The 16,876-nt window shown below is 53.6% G+C and carries 13 protein-coding genes; 2 read left to right on the top strand and 11 right to left on the bottom strand.

Annotated features, from left to right (window positions below; genetic code table 11):
• Positions 1-42 precede the first annotated feature (42 nt).
• On the top strand, positions 43-3,384 hold the full coding sequence (locus tag AWB69_RS02770) for a glycosyltransferase (protein ID WP_062890643.1): 3,342 nt from the start codon (positions 43-45) through the stop codon (positions 3,382-3,384).
• A 298-nt stretch (positions 3,385-3,682) separates the two neighbouring features.
• On the opposite strand, the gene AWB69_RS02775 is transcribed toward AWB69_RS02770, so the two are convergent.
• The 7 genes from AWB69_RS02775 to AWB69_RS02805 form a co-directional block, all read right to left on the bottom strand.
• Positions 3,683-6,016 (bottom strand): glycosyltransferase family protein, encoded by a 2,334-nt coding sequence (locus AWB69_RS02775; RefSeq protein ID WP_062081849.1) that lies wholly within the window; start codon positions 6,014-6,016, stop codon positions 3,683-3,685.
• A 123-nt stretch (positions 6,017-6,139) separates the two neighbouring features.
• Complete coding sequence (locus tag AWB69_RS02780) at positions 6,140-6,523, bottom strand: GtrA family protein (protein ID WP_062081852.1); 384 nt, start codon at positions 6,521-6,523, stop codon at positions 6,140-6,142.
• Positions 6,523-7,203, bottom strand: coding sequence for a class I SAM-dependent methyltransferase (locus tag AWB69_RS02785; RefSeq protein ID WP_062081854.1), 681 nt, complete (start codon positions 7,201-7,203; stop codon positions 6,523-6,525). The genes AWB69_RS02780 and AWB69_RS02785 overlap by 1 nt, the downstream gene beginning before the upstream one ends.
• Positions 7,200-8,150 (bottom strand): glycosyltransferase family 2 protein, encoded by a 951-nt coding sequence (locus AWB69_RS02790; protein WP_062081856.1) that lies wholly within the window; start codon positions 8,148-8,150, stop codon positions 7,200-7,202. Before AWB69_RS02790 ends, AWB69_RS02785 begins: the two co-directional genes overlap by 4 nt.
• Before the next feature lie 2 nt (positions 8,151-8,152).
• Positions 8,153-9,010: an NAD-dependent epimerase/dehydratase family protein gene (locus AWB69_RS02795; protein ID WP_062081859.1), complete on the bottom strand. Its 858-nt coding sequence runs from the start codon at positions 9,008-9,010 to the stop codon at positions 8,153-8,155.
• Positions 9,007-9,723, bottom strand: coding sequence for a sugar phosphate nucleotidyltransferase (locus tag AWB69_RS02800; RefSeq protein WP_062081861.1), 717 nt, complete (start codon positions 9,721-9,723; stop codon positions 9,007-9,009). The genes AWB69_RS02795 and AWB69_RS02800 overlap by 4 nt, the downstream gene beginning before the upstream one ends.
• Positions 9,724-9,731: 8 nt before the next feature.
• On the bottom strand, positions 9,732-10,730 hold the full coding sequence (locus tag AWB69_RS02805; protein WP_062081864.1) for an NAD-dependent 4,6-dehydratase LegB: 999 nt from the start codon (positions 10,728-10,730) through the stop codon (positions 9,732-9,734).
• 552 nt (positions 10,731-11,282) lie between these two features.
• On the opposite strand from AWB69_RS02805, the gene AWB69_RS02810 reads away from it, so the two are divergent.
• Positions 11,283-11,924, top strand: coding sequence for a sulfotransferase family 2 domain-containing protein (locus AWB69_RS02810; RefSeq protein WP_156528711.1), 642 nt, complete (start codon positions 11,283-11,285; stop codon positions 11,922-11,924).
• A 289-nt stretch (positions 11,925-12,213) separates the two neighbouring features.
• Here the strand turns inward: AWB69_RS02810 and AWB69_RS02815 are convergent, their stop codons facing one another.
• The 4 genes from AWB69_RS02815 to AWB69_RS02830 form a co-directional block, all read right to left on the bottom strand.
• Positions 12,214-13,971, bottom strand: a complete 1,758-nt coding sequence (locus AWB69_RS02815) for a hypothetical protein (RefSeq protein ID WP_062081869.1) — start codon at positions 13,969-13,971, stop codon at positions 12,214-12,216.
• A gap of 148 nt (positions 13,972-14,119) precedes the next feature.
• A complete protein-coding gene (locus AWB69_RS02820) occupies positions 14,120-14,527 on the bottom strand; it encodes a GtrA family protein (protein WP_062081876.1) in 408 nt (135 codons plus the stop codon).
• Entirely contained in the window at positions 14,524-15,630 is a 1,107-nt protein-coding gene (locus AWB69_RS02825) for a glycosyltransferase family 2 protein (protein WP_231936957.1), read from the bottom strand. Before AWB69_RS02825 ends, AWB69_RS02820 begins: the two co-directional genes overlap by 4 nt.
• Before the next feature lie 86 nt (positions 15,631-15,716).
• On the bottom strand, positions 15,717-16,832 hold the full coding sequence (locus AWB69_RS02830) for a glycosyltransferase family 4 protein (RefSeq protein WP_062081881.1): 1,116 nt from the start codon (positions 16,830-16,832) through the stop codon (positions 15,717-15,719).
• Between the last annotated feature and the right edge of the window lie 44 nt (positions 16,833-16,876).

Raw genomic sequence — 16,876 nt, forward strand, 5'->3', positions numbered from 1 at the left:
AGTTTGCCGCTGTCCGCGTAGATCAAATTGAAGGAAACAAAGATGGAATTTACTGGCGAACGATACGTGCCCACCGAGCAGGGCAGGATTCGTTTGGAGCATTATCATCGTTACGCGATGGTTTTAGATATCGTGTCCGGGAAAGATGTACTGGACGTTGCTTCCGGAGAGGGTTACGGTTCCGCGCTGATGGCGGGGGGCGCCCGGTCGGTACGCGGCGTCGACATTTCCGCGGAGGCCGTCCAGCACGCAACGAATACATACGCACACCGGAACAACCTTGAGTATCTTCAAGGCAGTGCGACGGCACTCAGTTTTGCCGATGCGTCTTTCGACGTGGTCGTCTCGTTCGAAACGATAGAGCACCTGAGTGAACAAGCGGAGATGCTTGCGGAGATCCGGCGAGTGCTGCGCGATGACGGCGTACTGGTGATATCGTCGCCTAATCGACCCGTGTACTCTGAAGAAAGCGGCGAGCATAACGAGTTCCACGTCAAGGAACTTGATTTCTACGAGTTCAACGCGCTTTTAAAGGTCCAGTTTCCGGTGACCCAGTACTACGGCCAGCGGATAATGATGGGCTCGGTCATCCAGCCTTTGCAAGGCGGTCAACAGGCTTATCAAGCCTGGCATGATGACGGTTCGTCGATGAAGCCCCAAACCGGCAATCTGATTTCCCCTGTTTATTATGTCGCCTTATGCGGTGTAAGCAAATCAGCCAATCTGCCGGAGCTGACTCCATCGGTCGCCTATCCGGACAAGCTCGATTTGGTAAAGCATTATGTCGGGTTTGCGAAGTGGGCACAGTCGCTTAATGTTGTCGTAGGGGACCGCGAATATCAGATTAAAACATTGAACGAAGTTGCGGCCGAGCGCGAACAGCATATAGAAAGCTTGACTGGTGTCCTGGCCGAACGAGATGAGCTAATCAATGAGTTAAACGCTTCACTGACAGAGCGAGCTCAGCAGATCGTCAGTCTGAGCGAGTCAATAGACGAGAAAGATAAACACATACTTGGTTTGAATCAAGAGGTAAGCCAGCGAACGCGTCAAGTCGCGAGTTTAAGGAAGTTTCTGGCGAACCGCGACGAGCAGCTCGCAAGCGTCAAGCGAGACATCGATTTGCGCGAGAGCCAGGTCGCACATTTGCAGAATGAAAAAGCCCAGCTCGAGACAAGCCTTCACGTAGCAAACTCCAGTCGGGATGCACTCATAAGAAGTAGCTCATGGAAAATGACTTGGCCGATGCGCGAAGTTAAGCGATGGGTTCAGGTTCCTGGCCAACAAACAAAGCGTTATATCAACATCGGCCGAAAAATTACTGGCCGAACGACTCGCGTTGCGCAACGGAATGCGGGTTTGCCAATAGCACAAAACGAAGTACTGGGTGCGCGCGAAGAGGTTTTAGCGGCAACCACTGGTTCAACGGTGTTCAGCATCGCGGATTTGATGCGGGAGGCAAGCTTCGTCAACCTGATTCCGGTGTCTGGTAATCCGCTCGTCTCGGTGATCATTCCCATTTACGGGAAAATCGATTACACGTTGCAATGCCTCGTTTCCATAGGGCGGTTTCCGCCAACCGCGCCTTTCGAAATAATCGTGGTCGATGACTGCTCGCCGGATAACTCCGTCGAGATTCTCGAGACGATTAAAAGCGTCCGCGTGGTTCGCAACGCAAAGAATCAGGGCTTCGTGCGCTCGTGCAATATCGGTGCCAAAGCAGCAAGAGGGGAATATATCCATTTCCTGAACAACGACACGGAAGTGAGCGAAGGCTGGCTCGATTCAATGCTCGATGTTTTCAAGGAAAAAAGCGACTGCGGTATGGTTGGTTCGAAGCTGATTTATCCGGACGGCCAGTTACAGGAAGCGGGTGGCATCGTATGGCAGGATGCGTCGGCATGGAATTTCGGCCGTCTGGACGATCCGAACAAAAGCATTTACAACTATTTGAAGCCCGTTGATTATTGTTCCGGCGCTTCCTTGCTGATACGTGCCGATCTGTTCGAGCGCCTTGGCAGCTTTGACGAACGGTATGTTCCCGCGTACTACGAGGACGTTGATCTCGCATTCAAGGTGAGGGAGAGCGGTAAGGTTTTATATTATCAACCGCGCTCTGTTATCACCCATTTCGAAGGCATTTCAAACGGTACCGATACCGGGGCGGGAATCAAGACTTATCAAGTGACGAACCACGGCAAATTTTTCGACCGTTGGCGTACCGTGCTCGAGCGCGACCACTTCCCCAACGCCGAGCACGTTTTCAAGGCGCGCGATAGAAGCCGAGCGGCAAAAACGATTTTGGTGGTGGACCATTATATTCCGCAGCCCGACCGGGACGCGGGGTCTCGCTGCATGATCTGCTACATGAATCAGTTCCTTGCAATGGGATATCACGTCGTCTTCTGGCCGCAAAACCTGGCGCACGACAAAGACTATGCGCTTCCACTTCAACAGCTTGGAATTGAAGTCATCTACGGCGGTGAGTATGTGCGCGGCTTCGACAACTGGATTCAAGCGAACGGTCAGTACATCGACGTCGCGTTCCTGAGCCGGCCTTATGTCAGTGCGGAGTTTATTCCGGGCCTGAGTGCTTACTCACACGCCAAGCTTCTTTACTTTGGTGTCGATCTCCACTTCGCGCGCGCGAATAAAGAGTTCGAAGTGACCGGAGATCGGCGTTTGCTTGCCGAAGCTGACTATATTCGTGAGGAAGAGGTGAAGATCTGGAAGAGCGTCGACGTCGTCTATTACCCGTCTTATACGGAGACGGCGACGGTGCTCTCGATGTTCCCCACCGTACGCGCGCGGACGCTGCCTGCGTACTACTACGGTACGTTGGCCGATACCCCTCCTTTGCCGAGTACACGTAAAGACCTGCTCTTTGTTGCCGGCTTTGGACATCCGCCTAATATTGATGCTGCGGTTTGGTTAGTTTCGGAGATCTTGCCGCTGATTCGCCGTCGCTTCCCCGACATCCGTTTAACGTTGGTCGGCTCCAATCCCACGACCAAGGTGCTTGAACTTGCTTCGGATATGATCGATGTAACGGGTTACGTGACGGATTCGCAACTGAAGCGTTACTACGACGAAACTCGCGTTGCTGTCGTGCCGTTGCGTTTCGGTGCCGGAGTGAAGAACAAAGTGGTCGAGGCAATGCATAACGGCGCGGCGCTTGTGACGACTTCAATTGGTGCGCAAGGCTTGCCAGCTCTCGAAGCTTCAATTCCAGTTCACGATGACGCTCAAAGTTTCGCCGCTGAAGTTTGTCACTTGCTTGAGGATGATGTGTATGCAATGCGGGTCTCGCAGGCAGGTCGTGCGTATGTTAGCGAGCATTATTCCTTTGAGACGATGCGTAAAGTTTTGATCGCTGACTTGTGAGGCGCAGCAATGACCAATGACATGCGTAGGGCCCGCACGGCGATCAAAGCCTCTCGCATGTCATTAGCAGTTCCTTCAACCTTGAACGCGAGGGTCGTATCCGGTCGCCCATAGTGGCAGCCGTGCGCGTCCTCGACGTTAAGGCAATCGGTACGCATTCAAGTAAAGCGGCATCGGATTGGACGACATCCCGTGGTGGGATGAATCCCCCATAAGATGTCCTCTGCCTGGATTGTTAGAGGGGCCATTGGGAGCCTGTGGTCGTCGGTGAGCCCTAGTCCTTAACTTCGAATCCACATCATTTTATATTCGACCTCATTTTTCGGATGAAGGCTACTATAAGTACTGTGAAAACGATAAAAATACCAATTGACATTAATATGAGTGAAATAACAAAGACTCGAGGACGATAACGCAGTTCAACCAGATGTGCGCCTGAGGAAAAGGGTACGCCAATCTGATTTTCATTCACCTTGAGAACTTGCGTAGCCGTCGAGTCTATGGAGGCCCGCCACGCACTGTCAAAGAATTGGTTGATGACAAGCACCCCTGGTTGAGCACAATTAACCCAAAAACTTAAAACATTCGGTGTCTTGGTTCTAGCGGACGCGGAGCAATTTTTCGTTGCGGTTGAGGTCGAGGTGATACCTAATGTATCGCCTGACACGTTTGTGCCCAGATATAAGACTCCGCGACTCAAGTCTGGACCTGCAGTCTTGGACACAAAGTCATTCCAGTCGGTGTATGAGCCGTTGACGCGAGTGCCGATGAAGAAATCTGGGAAGCTACTCGTATCTTCGTAGATCGCATATCCGGCAACGTTCTCGCGAAAAGTGAAGCCTCGAGTCATTTCAGCGCTGCATTGAAGGCAAATTAAATACCGCGCTCCGAGTATCCGAAAGTAATTGCCGGGCTGTTGACCTTGGTAATACATCTCCTGGAACTGCACATAGGGCGCTGGATTGAAATAAAAATTCAAAACCTTTATTCCCCGGTACGAAGCAAGCATTCCTGCCTCTTGCGCGGGGATTTTTCCATCGAATATAACTTTGTATTCGTGATCCGGATCAAGAGCCGTAATCCGAGTTAAGGCCTGGTCGAGAGCAGATGCGCCGCTTGTGACGTATTGACTGGTAGATATAGCCGGCGGTACCCAAGATACCTCAACCGCGAGCGATGCAATTGCGATCACCGCCCATAGGGTCGCTATTATTGGCTTCTTGCCCGTATATTTTTGCGATACCGCACGCGTTATGACAATAAGCGCGAACAATGCCAGAAGGGTAACGGCAGGCGACGTATGGCTCGAAAGTCGGTTACGCAAGAGGACCGCCGTCGTGAGGGCGATGGTACCAGCCGCGGCTGCCACCAGCATTTGAATGTTTAGACGGCTCCAACGCTTAATATCTGGGCCTCTCTTCCGAAGCTCGTCAATTCCGATTGCGGCCAAAATCGCAATACCAAATTGAAACAGCACGAGAAACCGAGTTGGTTCCCGAATCTTGTTTAGCAGTGGAATATGGTAATTGAGAGCAAGCAGCCCGAGATTACTTCCCGCAGCAGATATCAGTGAATACAGAGAAATCACAACGAGCGACCGTACGACCCACGAGCGCGGCCGTGAAACCATTGCTATCAGGGCTAGTACGATCGGGAATACACCAACATATTGATTGCCAACAGCCCCAGCTTTAGTTTGAAAGAACGCGCCTCCCAAATCAGGCACACTTAGTTGGTAAACCTGGAAAGCCGCATACGGTATCCGCTCGTTTCCGATTATGGGCGGAAATGCGCCAATCCATCGAATTGTGTCCTTCAGGCCAAGCGCAACGGGAATAATCACGGGTGAGGATAATAGAAATGCTACTACAGCAATTCCCGACAAGGTGCCAAGCAATTTGAAGAATTCGAAGTTCCGATGACGAAATAAGGTATCGACAACGTAAAAGGCGATGAAAATTACCGACAAAAATATTGCGTGAATTAATGGTTGAGCAGGGGATGCCAAAACTAGCAAGACAATTCCAAGCAAAGTCATGCTTGAGTATTTCAGCGAGTTTGGACGTTGCAATACCCCAACAAGACCAGCCAAAAATAAAGGTAACCACGCATACGGTGCGGTGATGTTCACCCACACAGCATAGGCCAAGCTATTTGCGCTGAAGGCAACCAAACTGGCACCCGCAATAGATGCGAGACGGGAAGCGGACAGCACTCTGAGGAATATATAGGTGTTGAGTTGGAAGATAAGCAGATGTCCGATCACGACCCAGTGCATCGAGAGCGCTGCTTCCAACGGATGATTGTAAATCGAAAATATTGCCAGATAGAACGGATAAAACGGTGATAGCTGCGCAAAGTTATAAAGGGGAATGCCACCCAACAGCGTGTCCATTCGAAGGGGCCACTGACCGTGTGCGAACGTCGCTGACATTGAAGAAAGGACGGGTCCAAGGAAGAACTCGTTGTCCATGTACATGGTGAACGATCCGCCCGTCGTGAAAGCGTGCCTTAGAAAGAAGGCCCAGATCAGTACCAGGATAACGACTGCGACAGTTTCTTTGACGAGACTCACCGGCATCAATCGATGCGAGAGGACCTCATCCGCTGTTTTAACGTTATTTGTATGCATGAGTCGTTGCGATTCAGATCGCCGAAGGTGGTTCTCGATATCTTGGACACGGCGGCGTAAACCGCATTCTGCTTGGTTCAGGGGCGTCGCTACGCAGAGCGGGCCGGCCCCTATTACTCAGGATTAGGCGTCGGCTTCTCGCCGTGCCTTGAACACAAATGCCTTACCAAGTAGATAAGACGTTAAAACGTAAATGATTCCCGCTCCAAACTGGCTCAAATACGGATTGAGCCCGACGGCCAGTAGTGCGCGTAGAGCTGCATAATTTGCACCGTACGCTAGCCCGAACACGACTAAGAATCGAGAAAACTCGGATCGCTTGCTGTTTTTGCTACGAAACGTGTATAGACGGTTAAGTAAATAAGATGAAATAAGACCTATCGCATAACCGAGCGCATTGCTGAGCGCTGGCGAGAGCGAGAGAAAGTACATGAAGCTAAATATAAGCAGGTATCCCCACACGGTATTGAGGATACCAACCAAAACGAAGCGGACGAACTGAGTCACTAGCGCGTCGCCTTTACCCAGTATTGACCACCCAACGGGAGCCAGCCAAGAAAGGGTTCCAGGCCTAATAACGCCTTCAGGCGCGGTGGAAAAAACAGGGCGAAAGCCTGGCGTTCGACGCGAAGTCCGCCCTGACGTAATACATTGGATAAATTGCGAGGAGTCAGGAGAACGGCGTCCTCGTCGTAGGGACAATTGTCGACGATACGTCGCGTAACCGGATTAAACGGATTGTGTTCAAACACGAACAGCGATCCTCCGGGCGTGAGCCTGGAGAACAATGTGGTCGCCACATCGGCTCTTTGTGCGGGGGGAATATGATGAAATACGCCGGCCACGAATATCAGATCAAACTGCTGGTTATCGGGCTGCTCGTCAACACCCTCACACCAGAACCTTACCCCTTCATTTTCGGATCGAGCCATCTCCAGGCTCTTTGCCGAGATGTCTGATCCCATAATTTCTGCATCTGGGAAAGCGTCGCGCAGGTATCGGATATTACGGCCAATCCCACACCCGAACTCAAGGATACGAGCCGGTGGGGATTTCACTTCGTCGCGAACGATAGCTACCTTGTAGTGGGAAAAATACTCCTCGCCAGACGCGAAGAAACGGGTCTGCTGTGTCAGGAGCGAATTATATGTCTCGGTGTACTCATCGAAGTTGACTGGTTTTTTCATGGTAGAAAATTGATAGCCTCGTCGACAATATAATGGGGGCGTGCTTTGACCTCTTCATAGATGCCGCCAATATAGGCGCCCAGAATGCCAAGTACGATGAGCTGAACACCGCTGAACAACAGCAGCAACATAACAATAGTCGTCCAGCCACTGGGAATCGACCGGTTGACGAAATAGGCACCCAGGGTTGCTATTCCCATCAGGAAACTCAAGCTGGCGAACCCTAGGCCCACAAATATGCTTAGCTTTAACGGTCGTGTGCTGAACGATAAAATCCCCGCAGTGGCCAACGCAATCATTCTAGATAGAGAATATTTGCTGGTACCGCCAGCGCGCTTTGCTGCAACGTATTCCACCGCCACCTGGTTGAACCCAATCCACGTGAACAGGCCGCGCAGGAACATGTTTCGCTCGCGGACACCAGTCCGCATGATTTGTGCGACACGTTTTGTGACGAGTCTGAAATCGGCCGCATTCGCGTTGACCGGGATATCAGTGAAGTAATTTAAAACCCGGTAAAATATATTTCCGGTGAATTTACGCAGCGCGCTCGCGTCGGCGTTTTCGGCACGCACCGTGTAGACAATATCGTTCCCTTTTTCATGCTGCCTCAGCAGTTCAGGAATGAGCTGCGGCGGGTGCTGCAAATCACTATCCATCATGATCAGCACATCTGCGTCCTGAGCGTAGTCGATCCCTGCCAGCAAAGACATTTGGTGCCCGAACCTCGATGACAGCGTCAGTACTTGCAGCTCACGGTCGGTGTCCGCCAGCCGACGCAGAATGTCGGTCGTACCGTCGGAACAGCGGTCGACCACAAAAAGCAGTCGAGTCGAGTACGTGTCAGAGAGATTCGCAAGTACCTGCTTGGTCTCGAGGTAAAACCTTTCAATGACTTCTTTTTCATTGAATACCGGCGCGACGACCGTCAATTGTTTCTTTTGCATCGCTACCGTGTCCTGGAAAGAGAGTGCGTCTTACTGACGTCAGCGAAAATCACCGGGACGTCATAGCCGGGTCGCGAAGCTCCTGCGGCCTGCTCTTGCACAACAGACCAGTCGAGTTCGTTTTCTTTGAGCATTGAGTCGAGCAATTGGCGCATTTGCACGGGCTTGCCACTGGCGACGTGGTAGATGTGACCTTTGGTGCCGAATTCGGCAATATCCATGATTAGCTCGGCGGCTGTCTGGCCACTGACATAGTCACGCGAGGCATCCAGATTGCCGATGGAGATCTTCTGAATCTCGCCACGCTTTAGCTTGATGATTTGCTGCTCAACCCGGCCTGGGAAAAGGCGTTCATTGAGCCCAGGCATCAAGAGATTAAAGATTCGCGCGATGACTACATTCGCGCCGAATTCATGAACGTATAGGCCGCCGATTTGAGTCTGCAGCGCCTTGGATATACCGTAGTTAGAAACCGGCCTCAACACGCGATCTTCCGTGATCGGGTTTTCGGCCTCGGCGACGATCCCGTATTCTGCCGCGCTGCCGCAGAGGACAATTCTTGACCCCAAACCGCTGCTTTGGATCGCGTCAAGAATATGTCGTGCGCCCATTGCATTCACTGCAATATTCTCGTCAAGTGACCCGGAGAAACTTGCAGCCATATGGAAGACATGCGTGGGTTGAACCGAAAGAATCGCGCTTCGGATAGCAACCGGGTCGCTGAAATCGCACTCAACCAAGCCAGGGAGACCGGTATTGTGTCGTACCGCTCCCACGACGTCCCAATCGGGTTTTTGAGCGAGCCAGCGCATGAAGAAACTGCCGACAGCCCCCCGTGCTCCGGTTACTAACGCTTTCATCGGAGTTCAATTCCAAGCCGTTCCGCCAATGCGTCGAAGTTGTCGTCTGCATATTGGTAGTCATCCGGCCGGCCAATATCCAGCCAATATCCAGAAAACGGCTTGATCTGGATCTTTGTTCCTTTCTCTAACCCGTCAACCATGAGGTTGTCGAAGCCATATATTTTTCCGCGAGGCAGCGACTCAATTACCCTACGATTAATGCAATAGATACCCATACTTACGTCGAAATGATAGACGGGCTTCTCTTGGAAAGCCGTCAGTCGATTTTCTTCGTCGTATTTCAGCACACCAAAGTCAACCTTGACTTCACGCTGATACGCGGAAACCGATACATCGCTTCCATCGCGCTCATGGCTATCGAAGAATGCGCGGTAGTCGAGATCGCACAGAATATCGCCATTCATCACCAGAAAATTTTCTGGCAAATCGTCTATGAGTGTGATAGGGCCAATGGTGCTGAGAGGTTCGTCCTCAAGCGAATAGTCGAGCTTTAACCCAAGCCGCGAACCATCACCGAAATACGCCATGATGAGGTTCGACAGGTGGTTAACGGCCAGAGTTACGTGAGTAAACCCGGCTTTTTTCAGCTGCATCAGGACTATCTCGAGAATCGAGTATTTCCCGCCCAGCGGGACCAGCGGTTTTGGAATGAGCGTTGTGAAAGGACGCAGTCGCGTACCTTTGCCACCGGCAAGAATAATTGCTCGCATGCGATCTCCTACAGGTTATAGAGCCAAGCTTTATATTTGGCCAAATTCTCGGCCTTTTTAAACCAGGCAACCGTATCAGCGAGGCCGGCTGATAAGTCATACGAGGGCGACCATCCTGCTATGCGCTTGATCTTTTGATTGTCGCCGATCAAACGAAAGACCTCCGACTTATCAGGCCGTAACCGATCCTCTTGCGTCACGATTCGAGCACTTGGATTCAATTGCCGTATCAGGTCGTTGGCTACGTCACCAATCGAATACTCTGTGTTGGTTGCGATATTGACTTCTTCGCCTACTGCATCATCAGCCTCGGCAAGCGCAATGAACCCTTGCACAGTGTCCTTGACATAGTTGAAGTCGCGCGTGGGCGACACGCTACCCAACGAGATTTCTTCTACGCCGCTAAGCAGTTGCGTAATGATCGTCGGGATAACGGCGCGCGCTGATTGTCGAGGGCCGTACGTGTTGAACGGCCGCACAATGACAACAGGCGTCTCAAATGAGCGATAAAACGATTCCGCAAGGCGATCCGCGCCAATTTTCGTAGCGCTGTAGGGCGATTGACCTTGGAAGGGATGTTTTTCGTCAATAGGCGCATATTGCGCGGTGCCATAAACTTCGGATGTCGAAGTAACCAGAACACGCTGCACATTCGACTGACGCGCTGCTTGCAGGACGTTCAGTGTTCCTTTGATATTCGTGTCGACATACGAGTCGGGCGAATGGTACGAGAATGGGATCGCAATCAAGGCTGCGAGATGGAAGACCACGTCGCAATCTTTCATTGCTTCCCGAACGCCATTCGGATCCCTGATGTCACCGGCGAAGACGTCGAGCGTCCGCTGCTGTGCAGCGGGCAAGGTGTCTAACCATCCCCAGCTATTAAACGAGTTGTAGTAGACGAATGAGCGGACAGTACAACCGCGCGCTAACAAAGCCTCGACCAGATGGCTACCAATAAAGCCGTCGGCTCCTGTTACAAGTACTCGCTTCCCAGCTAGATTCATCTAAGTTTTCCCATTTTTGAAGGTGCGAAGAGGCACGAGACTCGCCTGTATTGGCGCTAGCCCGGATCAACAATTTGCCACTTTACCCAAATTCTACACCGTGATCGCTACGTAACAAGCGATCACAATGGTTCGCTGTGGCATCTATCCATTAGGGAAGAGGCTTGCTGAGCGCTGCTTGTCGCACCTTGTCAAAACAACACGTCGATTACGGGCGCAGTTTCGAAAGCCTGGTGCGCTCTGGCGTCGCGGAGAAAGTATCCTTGCCCGCGGCGTCCAGCATCGATCGCGGAGCCAACCGCGAGGTCATAACGACCGATAGCCGAGACTCCACGCCCTCACATACAATCGACCTCGCTCCGATCACGAGCGTGTCCCACGGTAAGCGGTATCGATATTTCATTAAAAATGCGCATAGTACTGATTCACTATCACCTCTTCAAAAACGCCGGCTCCACAATGGACGCTATCCTGGGCCGTAGTTTTCAAGCGGATGCGCACGGTTATATCGAGGGTCCGGAGCCGTGGTCTACGGTCAGGCCGCAGGAACTGTTGAGCTATGTGCAAGCCAATCCTCAAGTCGGCCTGGTTTCCAGCCACCAGGCACGTCTACCAATACCTGCCCACGCCGAGATCAGGTTCTTTCCAGTCCTCTTCTTGCGTCATCCGATCGACCGCTTCGCGTCGGTGTACGAATACGAGCGCCGACAACCCGCCGACAGTACCAGTCCGAGCGCAATCATCGCGCGGGACAACGACCTGAAAACCTTCGCCGAGTGGACGATAGGGCGCGAGGCAACCGCCGTCTGCCGCAACTTCCAGGTCATCCACCTTGCTGGCGCACAGGGCGACATGCGCTTCGCGCGTGCAACGCATGACGACTACCTGACGGCATTGACTCGCCTCAAGGAGCTTCCATTCTTCGGTTTGGTTGAGTTTTTCGACGAATCCTTGCTGGGCTTGCAGCACCTTTTGCGACCGCATATTGGCGAGATCGATCTGGCTTTTACCATCGAAAACGCAAGTCCCGGGCGCCTTCGAACGCTGGATGAGCGGCTCTACCGCATTGAAAATGAGCTCGGTGCCGCGCTTTATCGGGATTTGCTAGAAATCAACGCGTTGGACATGTTGCTCTATCGAGAAGCGCAGCAACTATTTTCTACGCTTCGGGCTCGCCAACAAACGCGGGGATAGGGATCTGGATGTGACCGTTTACGTCTGGCGCGCAGGCGTTTTCGCTCGCCAGACGGGTAAGGAATACGGCACGTGACAGATGGTGCGACATCGAAGATCAATAAGCTCAGCAATGCGAACAAGATAGCGGAGCCTACCGAAGAAAAAGAGCGGTCGGTAATAAGACGGGATTTGCGCGATGGCAAAAAGAACCCGCGCTCCGTCCGGCAGTGTCTGCAACGCCGGCCGGTAGCGACCGTATTGCTACGAGCTGAGAGCGGCCAGGTGGGCCGATCAGTAGCCATTCATCTCAACAGCCGCTGGAAAACTTCTCGTACAGCCGCCTCGTCCACGAATCAGAGCGATACACCTTGAGGGCGAAGCCGGCTTCCTTCGCGAAGTCCACGCCCGCAGTCGTATCCACTACGATGTTCTGAACGGGTAAATGGCAAGAGACTGGAATGACCTGATTCGCGTACATGGAGTGCTCTCCCGCGACTCCGGTTCCCGAGGCTCGAACAGTGAACATGGGCACGCTGGGAGGTGCCACCCATGTCATCCAGGGTTGACCGATCTGGACGTAGACCGATTTCACGGGAACATGTAGGGCGACGGAAAGCCGGCTTGGCTCAGCCGTTGCCGTGTACTCGTCACTCTTGAGCGCGCTCATCCTCGTAAGGTCGGCGGCAATCAAAAGAAGCACGACTGCCAGAACAGCGTAAAGCCATTGTCTGCGCATCGCGGCGGCAATCATCAACAGCATGACAGCACCGGCACCCAGGGCAAGATTGCGGGCGGCGTCCGTGTTTTGCTCGTCGGGCAACTCCACTGGCAAGGCAACGCCAACGTTGACTTTGCCGACCCGGTCGAACATCCATTGATATGAGACCGTGGATTGCCGATTTTCCAGGAAGATGTTCGGTCTGGTAATGAACAACACGGTGTTGGCCAGCGTCACCGCGATCAGCGCAAGCGCGATCAGCCTCAGCAGGAAATGCTTGCTGACCGGCCACCAGATACAGAGTCCAACCGTCAGCATGGGCATCGACATCACCCAGAATCGTGCGGGCCAGCACTCACCAGGATTCACGCCAACGCCTGTCAGCGCCGCAATGATCGCAAGAACCAATGCCTGGACACCAATTTTTGACTTTCGCATAACGCCGATCCAAATGCCGGCGTAGCCGAGCAGCCAGATGGGCGCATAAGCGAACAAGCCATGGCGAACATTGAACAACTGCATCGCGATGACGGAGAACCACTCCGTCGGAAGAGGGGGGCGCGCTGAATTCACCGGCCCGGTGATCGCACCGTAAATCTCTATGTTAAGAACCACGAGCAATGCTGCGGCGCCTACCGCCAAGACAGCTAGACACACAGCCCGCGCACGAAGTCCGCGCTGGTAGATCTGCCAAAGAAAGATTGCGTACAGCGCTACCGTTACAACGGAACCGCGCATATGCACAAACGGGATCAGCAAAATCAGAACGGCGGTCACGGCATCCGCGCGGACCGATCGATCGATTGTTTGCAAGCGCTCCCACGTCACGCAGACCAGCGCGAAGACGAACGTCTCCATGTAGAAAAGATGGAGATAGGGAAGGAGCGGTATGGATAAAGCGGCGATCGTGACTGCCAGCTTAGGCGCGGCCGAATCACTGAGTCTCTGGCACAGCTTGTACAGGTAATAAAGTCCAATCAGCCCTGCTATAAGCGTCACGAAACGCAGTCCTGCCAACGAGAACATGAGTCCGATCGGTGACAGTATCGCTGGCAGATAAACGCCATTTAACAAGACGACACCGCCAGCGCCCATCGGCAGAGCGTCCGCCGTATGGCCGGTGGCATCAAAATATAGCTTCTGAAAGTCGGGCAGTGACATAACAAAATGGCCACTGTGAAGAAACGAAGCTGAGTACATCAGATACCGGGGCTCGTCACCGGTAAGCTCTTGTCTTTTTGTCAGCAGCAGCACAGCGAACACGACTATGGCCAGGCATATTAAAAAGATATGACTCTTCTGCAATGCCGGCTTGGTGTTGCTGAAGCTCTCGTTTTTGTTCTTCATTTGATATACGTACCTACCGAGAGAAAGAGGGGAGCCTAAGTTTTGGACGCATGCATTCTAACAGCAGAAAAACTGTGTCCCACAGCCATGAGAGGGCTGCTCAGAAGACAACAAGGGGTCCTGGCGGGATGCGCTTGCAGCAGCGGCTTCAGCGTTTTTTGAACACCCAGAAATGGGCCCCGGCGTAGTTAAAGAACATACCGACAACTGACCCCGCCGCCAGCGGTACGACGGGATACGCCCTTAAGGCGGCATGGGAAGCCACCAGCGCCGCAAACACGCCGAGGTTCAGCAGCGCTCCGACCGACTGAACGGCAAAATAGCTGGCGTACTCACGCCTTTTGCCCCCGGTTTGCCCTTCTGCAGACCTGAACACCCAAGTCCGGTTCAAAACCCACGTGACGAAAACGGCGATCAGAAAGGATATGACACGGGCGAGATAGACGTTTACGCCCAGCTTTTGCGCTAGCAGCGACAGCACGCCAGCGTCGACCATGAATCCGACCGCACCCACGCAACCAAACGCGAGCAGCTTTTTAATGAGGGCCTTGCTCATCGAATTCGACGTGCCCTGTCTGTTTCGGTCTGTTGGAGGAGAAACCTTTCAGCTTCCATTCGCTGTTGGTGGACCACGGTATCGAGGATAAGACCCACTCCAGTGATCATCATGGCGGCAACGCCGATCGCAGACGCCAGGATCGCTAGCGGCACGTGGTGAATGTAGCGGTATCTGAGCCAGTCATCGAAAACGGGTAAAGCGATGACCAGACTCGCAATGGCAAACAGGATTCCTAACGTGCCGAAGAAAAGCAGGGGGCGGTAGTACCGCAGGATCTGCGCAATGGCAAAAATTACGCGAGCGCCGTCGGGCAGTGTCTGCAATTTGGAAACGCTCCCTGCCGGGCGATCCTTGTATTCAACAGGCACTTCCACAATGCGGCAGCGCTGATGCAGCGCATGCAGCGTCATATCAGTCTCGATCTGAAAGCCTTCCACGAGGATGGGGTAAGACTTGACGAAGGCCCGATTGAATACGCGATATCCGCTCATGATATCGGTAAGGCTAGCCCCAAAAAAACGGTTGACCATGCCTTGGACCAGCGAGTTACCGAATCCGTGCAGGGGGCGGTCGTTCTCCTTGGCGTAATGACCGCCTGAATGCCGGTCGCCGACGACCATGTCCGCTCGTCCCGCCATGATCGGTGCTATGAGGTCGTGCACGCGCTCGGCCGGATAAGTCAGGTCGGCGTCGGCCAGGACATAGATGTCTGCATCTATCTCAAGGAATGCCCGGCGCAAGGCATTGCCTTTGCCTTGCCTCTTTTCGAAAATGACTGCGCCCTCGCAAGGCAATTGCGCGAGCGTCTGTTCGGCGAGTGCCTGGGTGTCGTCCTTCGAGTTGTTGTTGACTACATACAGCGACGCACCGGGCAGTTCACGATGAAACGCCTTCATGATCTCCACGATTGTCGCTGCCTCGTTATAAGCCGGCAGGACGATGGCGATACGGGGCTGGTATTCTCGGACTGGTTGTGTCGTCATTTTGTCACTACGAATTTGGCGCGAACTGTCTGGCAAACATGGGCACAGGAAGGCGCGGATTATACATAAGGCCACAGCAGCAAATGCCGCGGCGAGCGAAGCGTCAGACCAGTGCAATTGAGCGACGTAACTATAAGATGGAAGCCTGACTGCCCATTCGCCTGCAAAGGCGGCGGAACACAGGGCGTTCAGTAATATAGTTTTTAAGCGCGACGCTCGCCAACCAGCCGCTCATACAAATTCACATACGCATCGACCATTCGCTCTGCGGTGAATTTGGTCTCGAATCGCAGTCGCGCGTTCGCCCCGAATTCCCTCGCGAGCCGCCCGTCATTCCACAGTCTCCCCATTGCCTCGCGCAAAGCCCCCGGATCACTCGCCGGCACCACCAGCCCGGTCTCGCCATCCACGTTCACATACGACGTCCCGGTGCCGATCTCCGTCGATATCATTGCCTTCCCGAACATCGCCGCTTCCAGCAGCGAGATCCCGAACGCCTCGGAGCGCAAATGCGACGGGAACGTGAGTGCGTGACAGAGCGTGAGCAGGGCGATCTTGTCGTCGTCGCCCACCGGCCCGACAAAGTCCACATTGTTCAGCTTCAGCCGTTCTGCCTGCGCCCGCAGCTCACGCTCGACTGGCCCCGACCCAACGATCACCACGCGAAAATCCGTCCCCGGCAGCGCATCGAGCAGCACGTGCAGACCCTTGTAATACCGGAGATTGCCGACGAACAGAAAAAACTTCGGGCCGGCGCGTTCGCGCCAGTATTGCAACTTCTCGGCAGTGGGCGCCGCGTACGACGTCTCGTCCAGCCCGATCGGAATCACCTCGACCTTGTCGCGATACCGCTGCAACACCTCGCTTGTCGCCAGATAGTTCGGCGACGTTGCCACGATCCTGTCCACGCTCGCCAGGAACCTGTCCCGCAGCGGCTTGTAAAACTGCAGCAAGACCTTTTGCCGCACGATATCCGAGTGATACGTCACGATCGACGGCTTGGCCACGCGCGAAGCGAAGTGCACGACGTCAGCGAACGGCCAGGGGAAATGGTAATGGATCAGGTCGGCGTGTTCGGCGAGCTCACGAAAGCGCCGGAATGCGGCGAGCGAGAATGCCGACGACGCAATCTCGACATCGAGCTTCGCGCGATGGTGCAGATGATCGCCGAAGTCGACCGTGCTCGTGTCTTTGGACACGGTCAACACCTCGCTCGTCACGCCGCGTTTCGCGGCGCCCGAGCAAATCTGGCCGATCAGCTCCTCGACGCCGCCCATTGAATCGGGCTTGTACGTCTTATAGAAGTGTAAAACGCGCATAGATCCCGCTGAGGAGTGCCGGCGGATGTAACCCGCCGGCGATA

This window comes from Caballeronia udeis (assembly GCF_001544555.2).
GTDB lineage: Bacteria > Pseudomonadota > Gammaproteobacteria > Burkholderiales > Burkholderiaceae > Caballeronia > Caballeronia udeis.

Excerpts from the sequence above, each read along its gene's own strand:
- AWB69_RS02785 (WP_062081854.1), bottom strand. The coding sequence starts at position 7,203 with ATGAAAAAACCAGTCAACTTCGATGAGTACACCGAGACATATAATTCG.
- AWB69_RS02775 (WP_062081849.1), bottom strand. The coding sequence starts at position 6,016 with ATGCATACAAATAACGTTAAAACAGCGGATGAGGTCCTCTCGCATCGA.
- AWB69_RS02815 (WP_062081869.1), bottom strand. The coding sequence starts at position 13,971 with ATGAAGAACAAAAACGAGAGCTTCAGCAACACCAAGCCGGCATTGCAG.
- AWB69_RS02770 (WP_062890643.1), top strand. The coding sequence starts at position 43 with ATGGAATTTACTGGCGAACGATACGTGCCCACCGAGCAGGGCAGGATT.
- AWB69_RS02790 (WP_062081856.1), bottom strand. The coding sequence starts at position 8,150 with ATGCAAAAGAAACAATTGACGGTCGTCGCGCCGGTATTCAATGAAAAA.
- AWB69_RS02830 (WP_062081881.1), bottom strand. The coding sequence starts at position 16,832 with ATGCGCGTTTTACACTTCTATAAGACGTACAAGCCCGATTCAATGGGC.
- AWB69_RS02795 (WP_062081859.1), bottom strand. The coding sequence starts at position 9,010 with ATGAAAGCGTTAGTAACCGGAGCACGGGGGGCTGTCGGCAGTTTCTTC.
- AWB69_RS02820 (WP_062081876.1), bottom strand. The coding sequence starts at position 14,527 with ATGAGCAAGGCCCTCATTAAAAAGCTGCTCGCGTTTGGTTGCGTGGGT.
- AWB69_RS02805 (WP_062081864.1), bottom strand. The coding sequence starts at position 10,730 with ATGAATCTAGCTGGGAAGCGAGTACTTGTAACAGGAGCCGACGGCTTT.
- AWB69_RS02800 (WP_062081861.1), bottom strand. The coding sequence starts at position 9,723 with ATGCGAGCAATTATTCTTGCCGGTGGCAAAGGTACGCGACTGCGTCCT.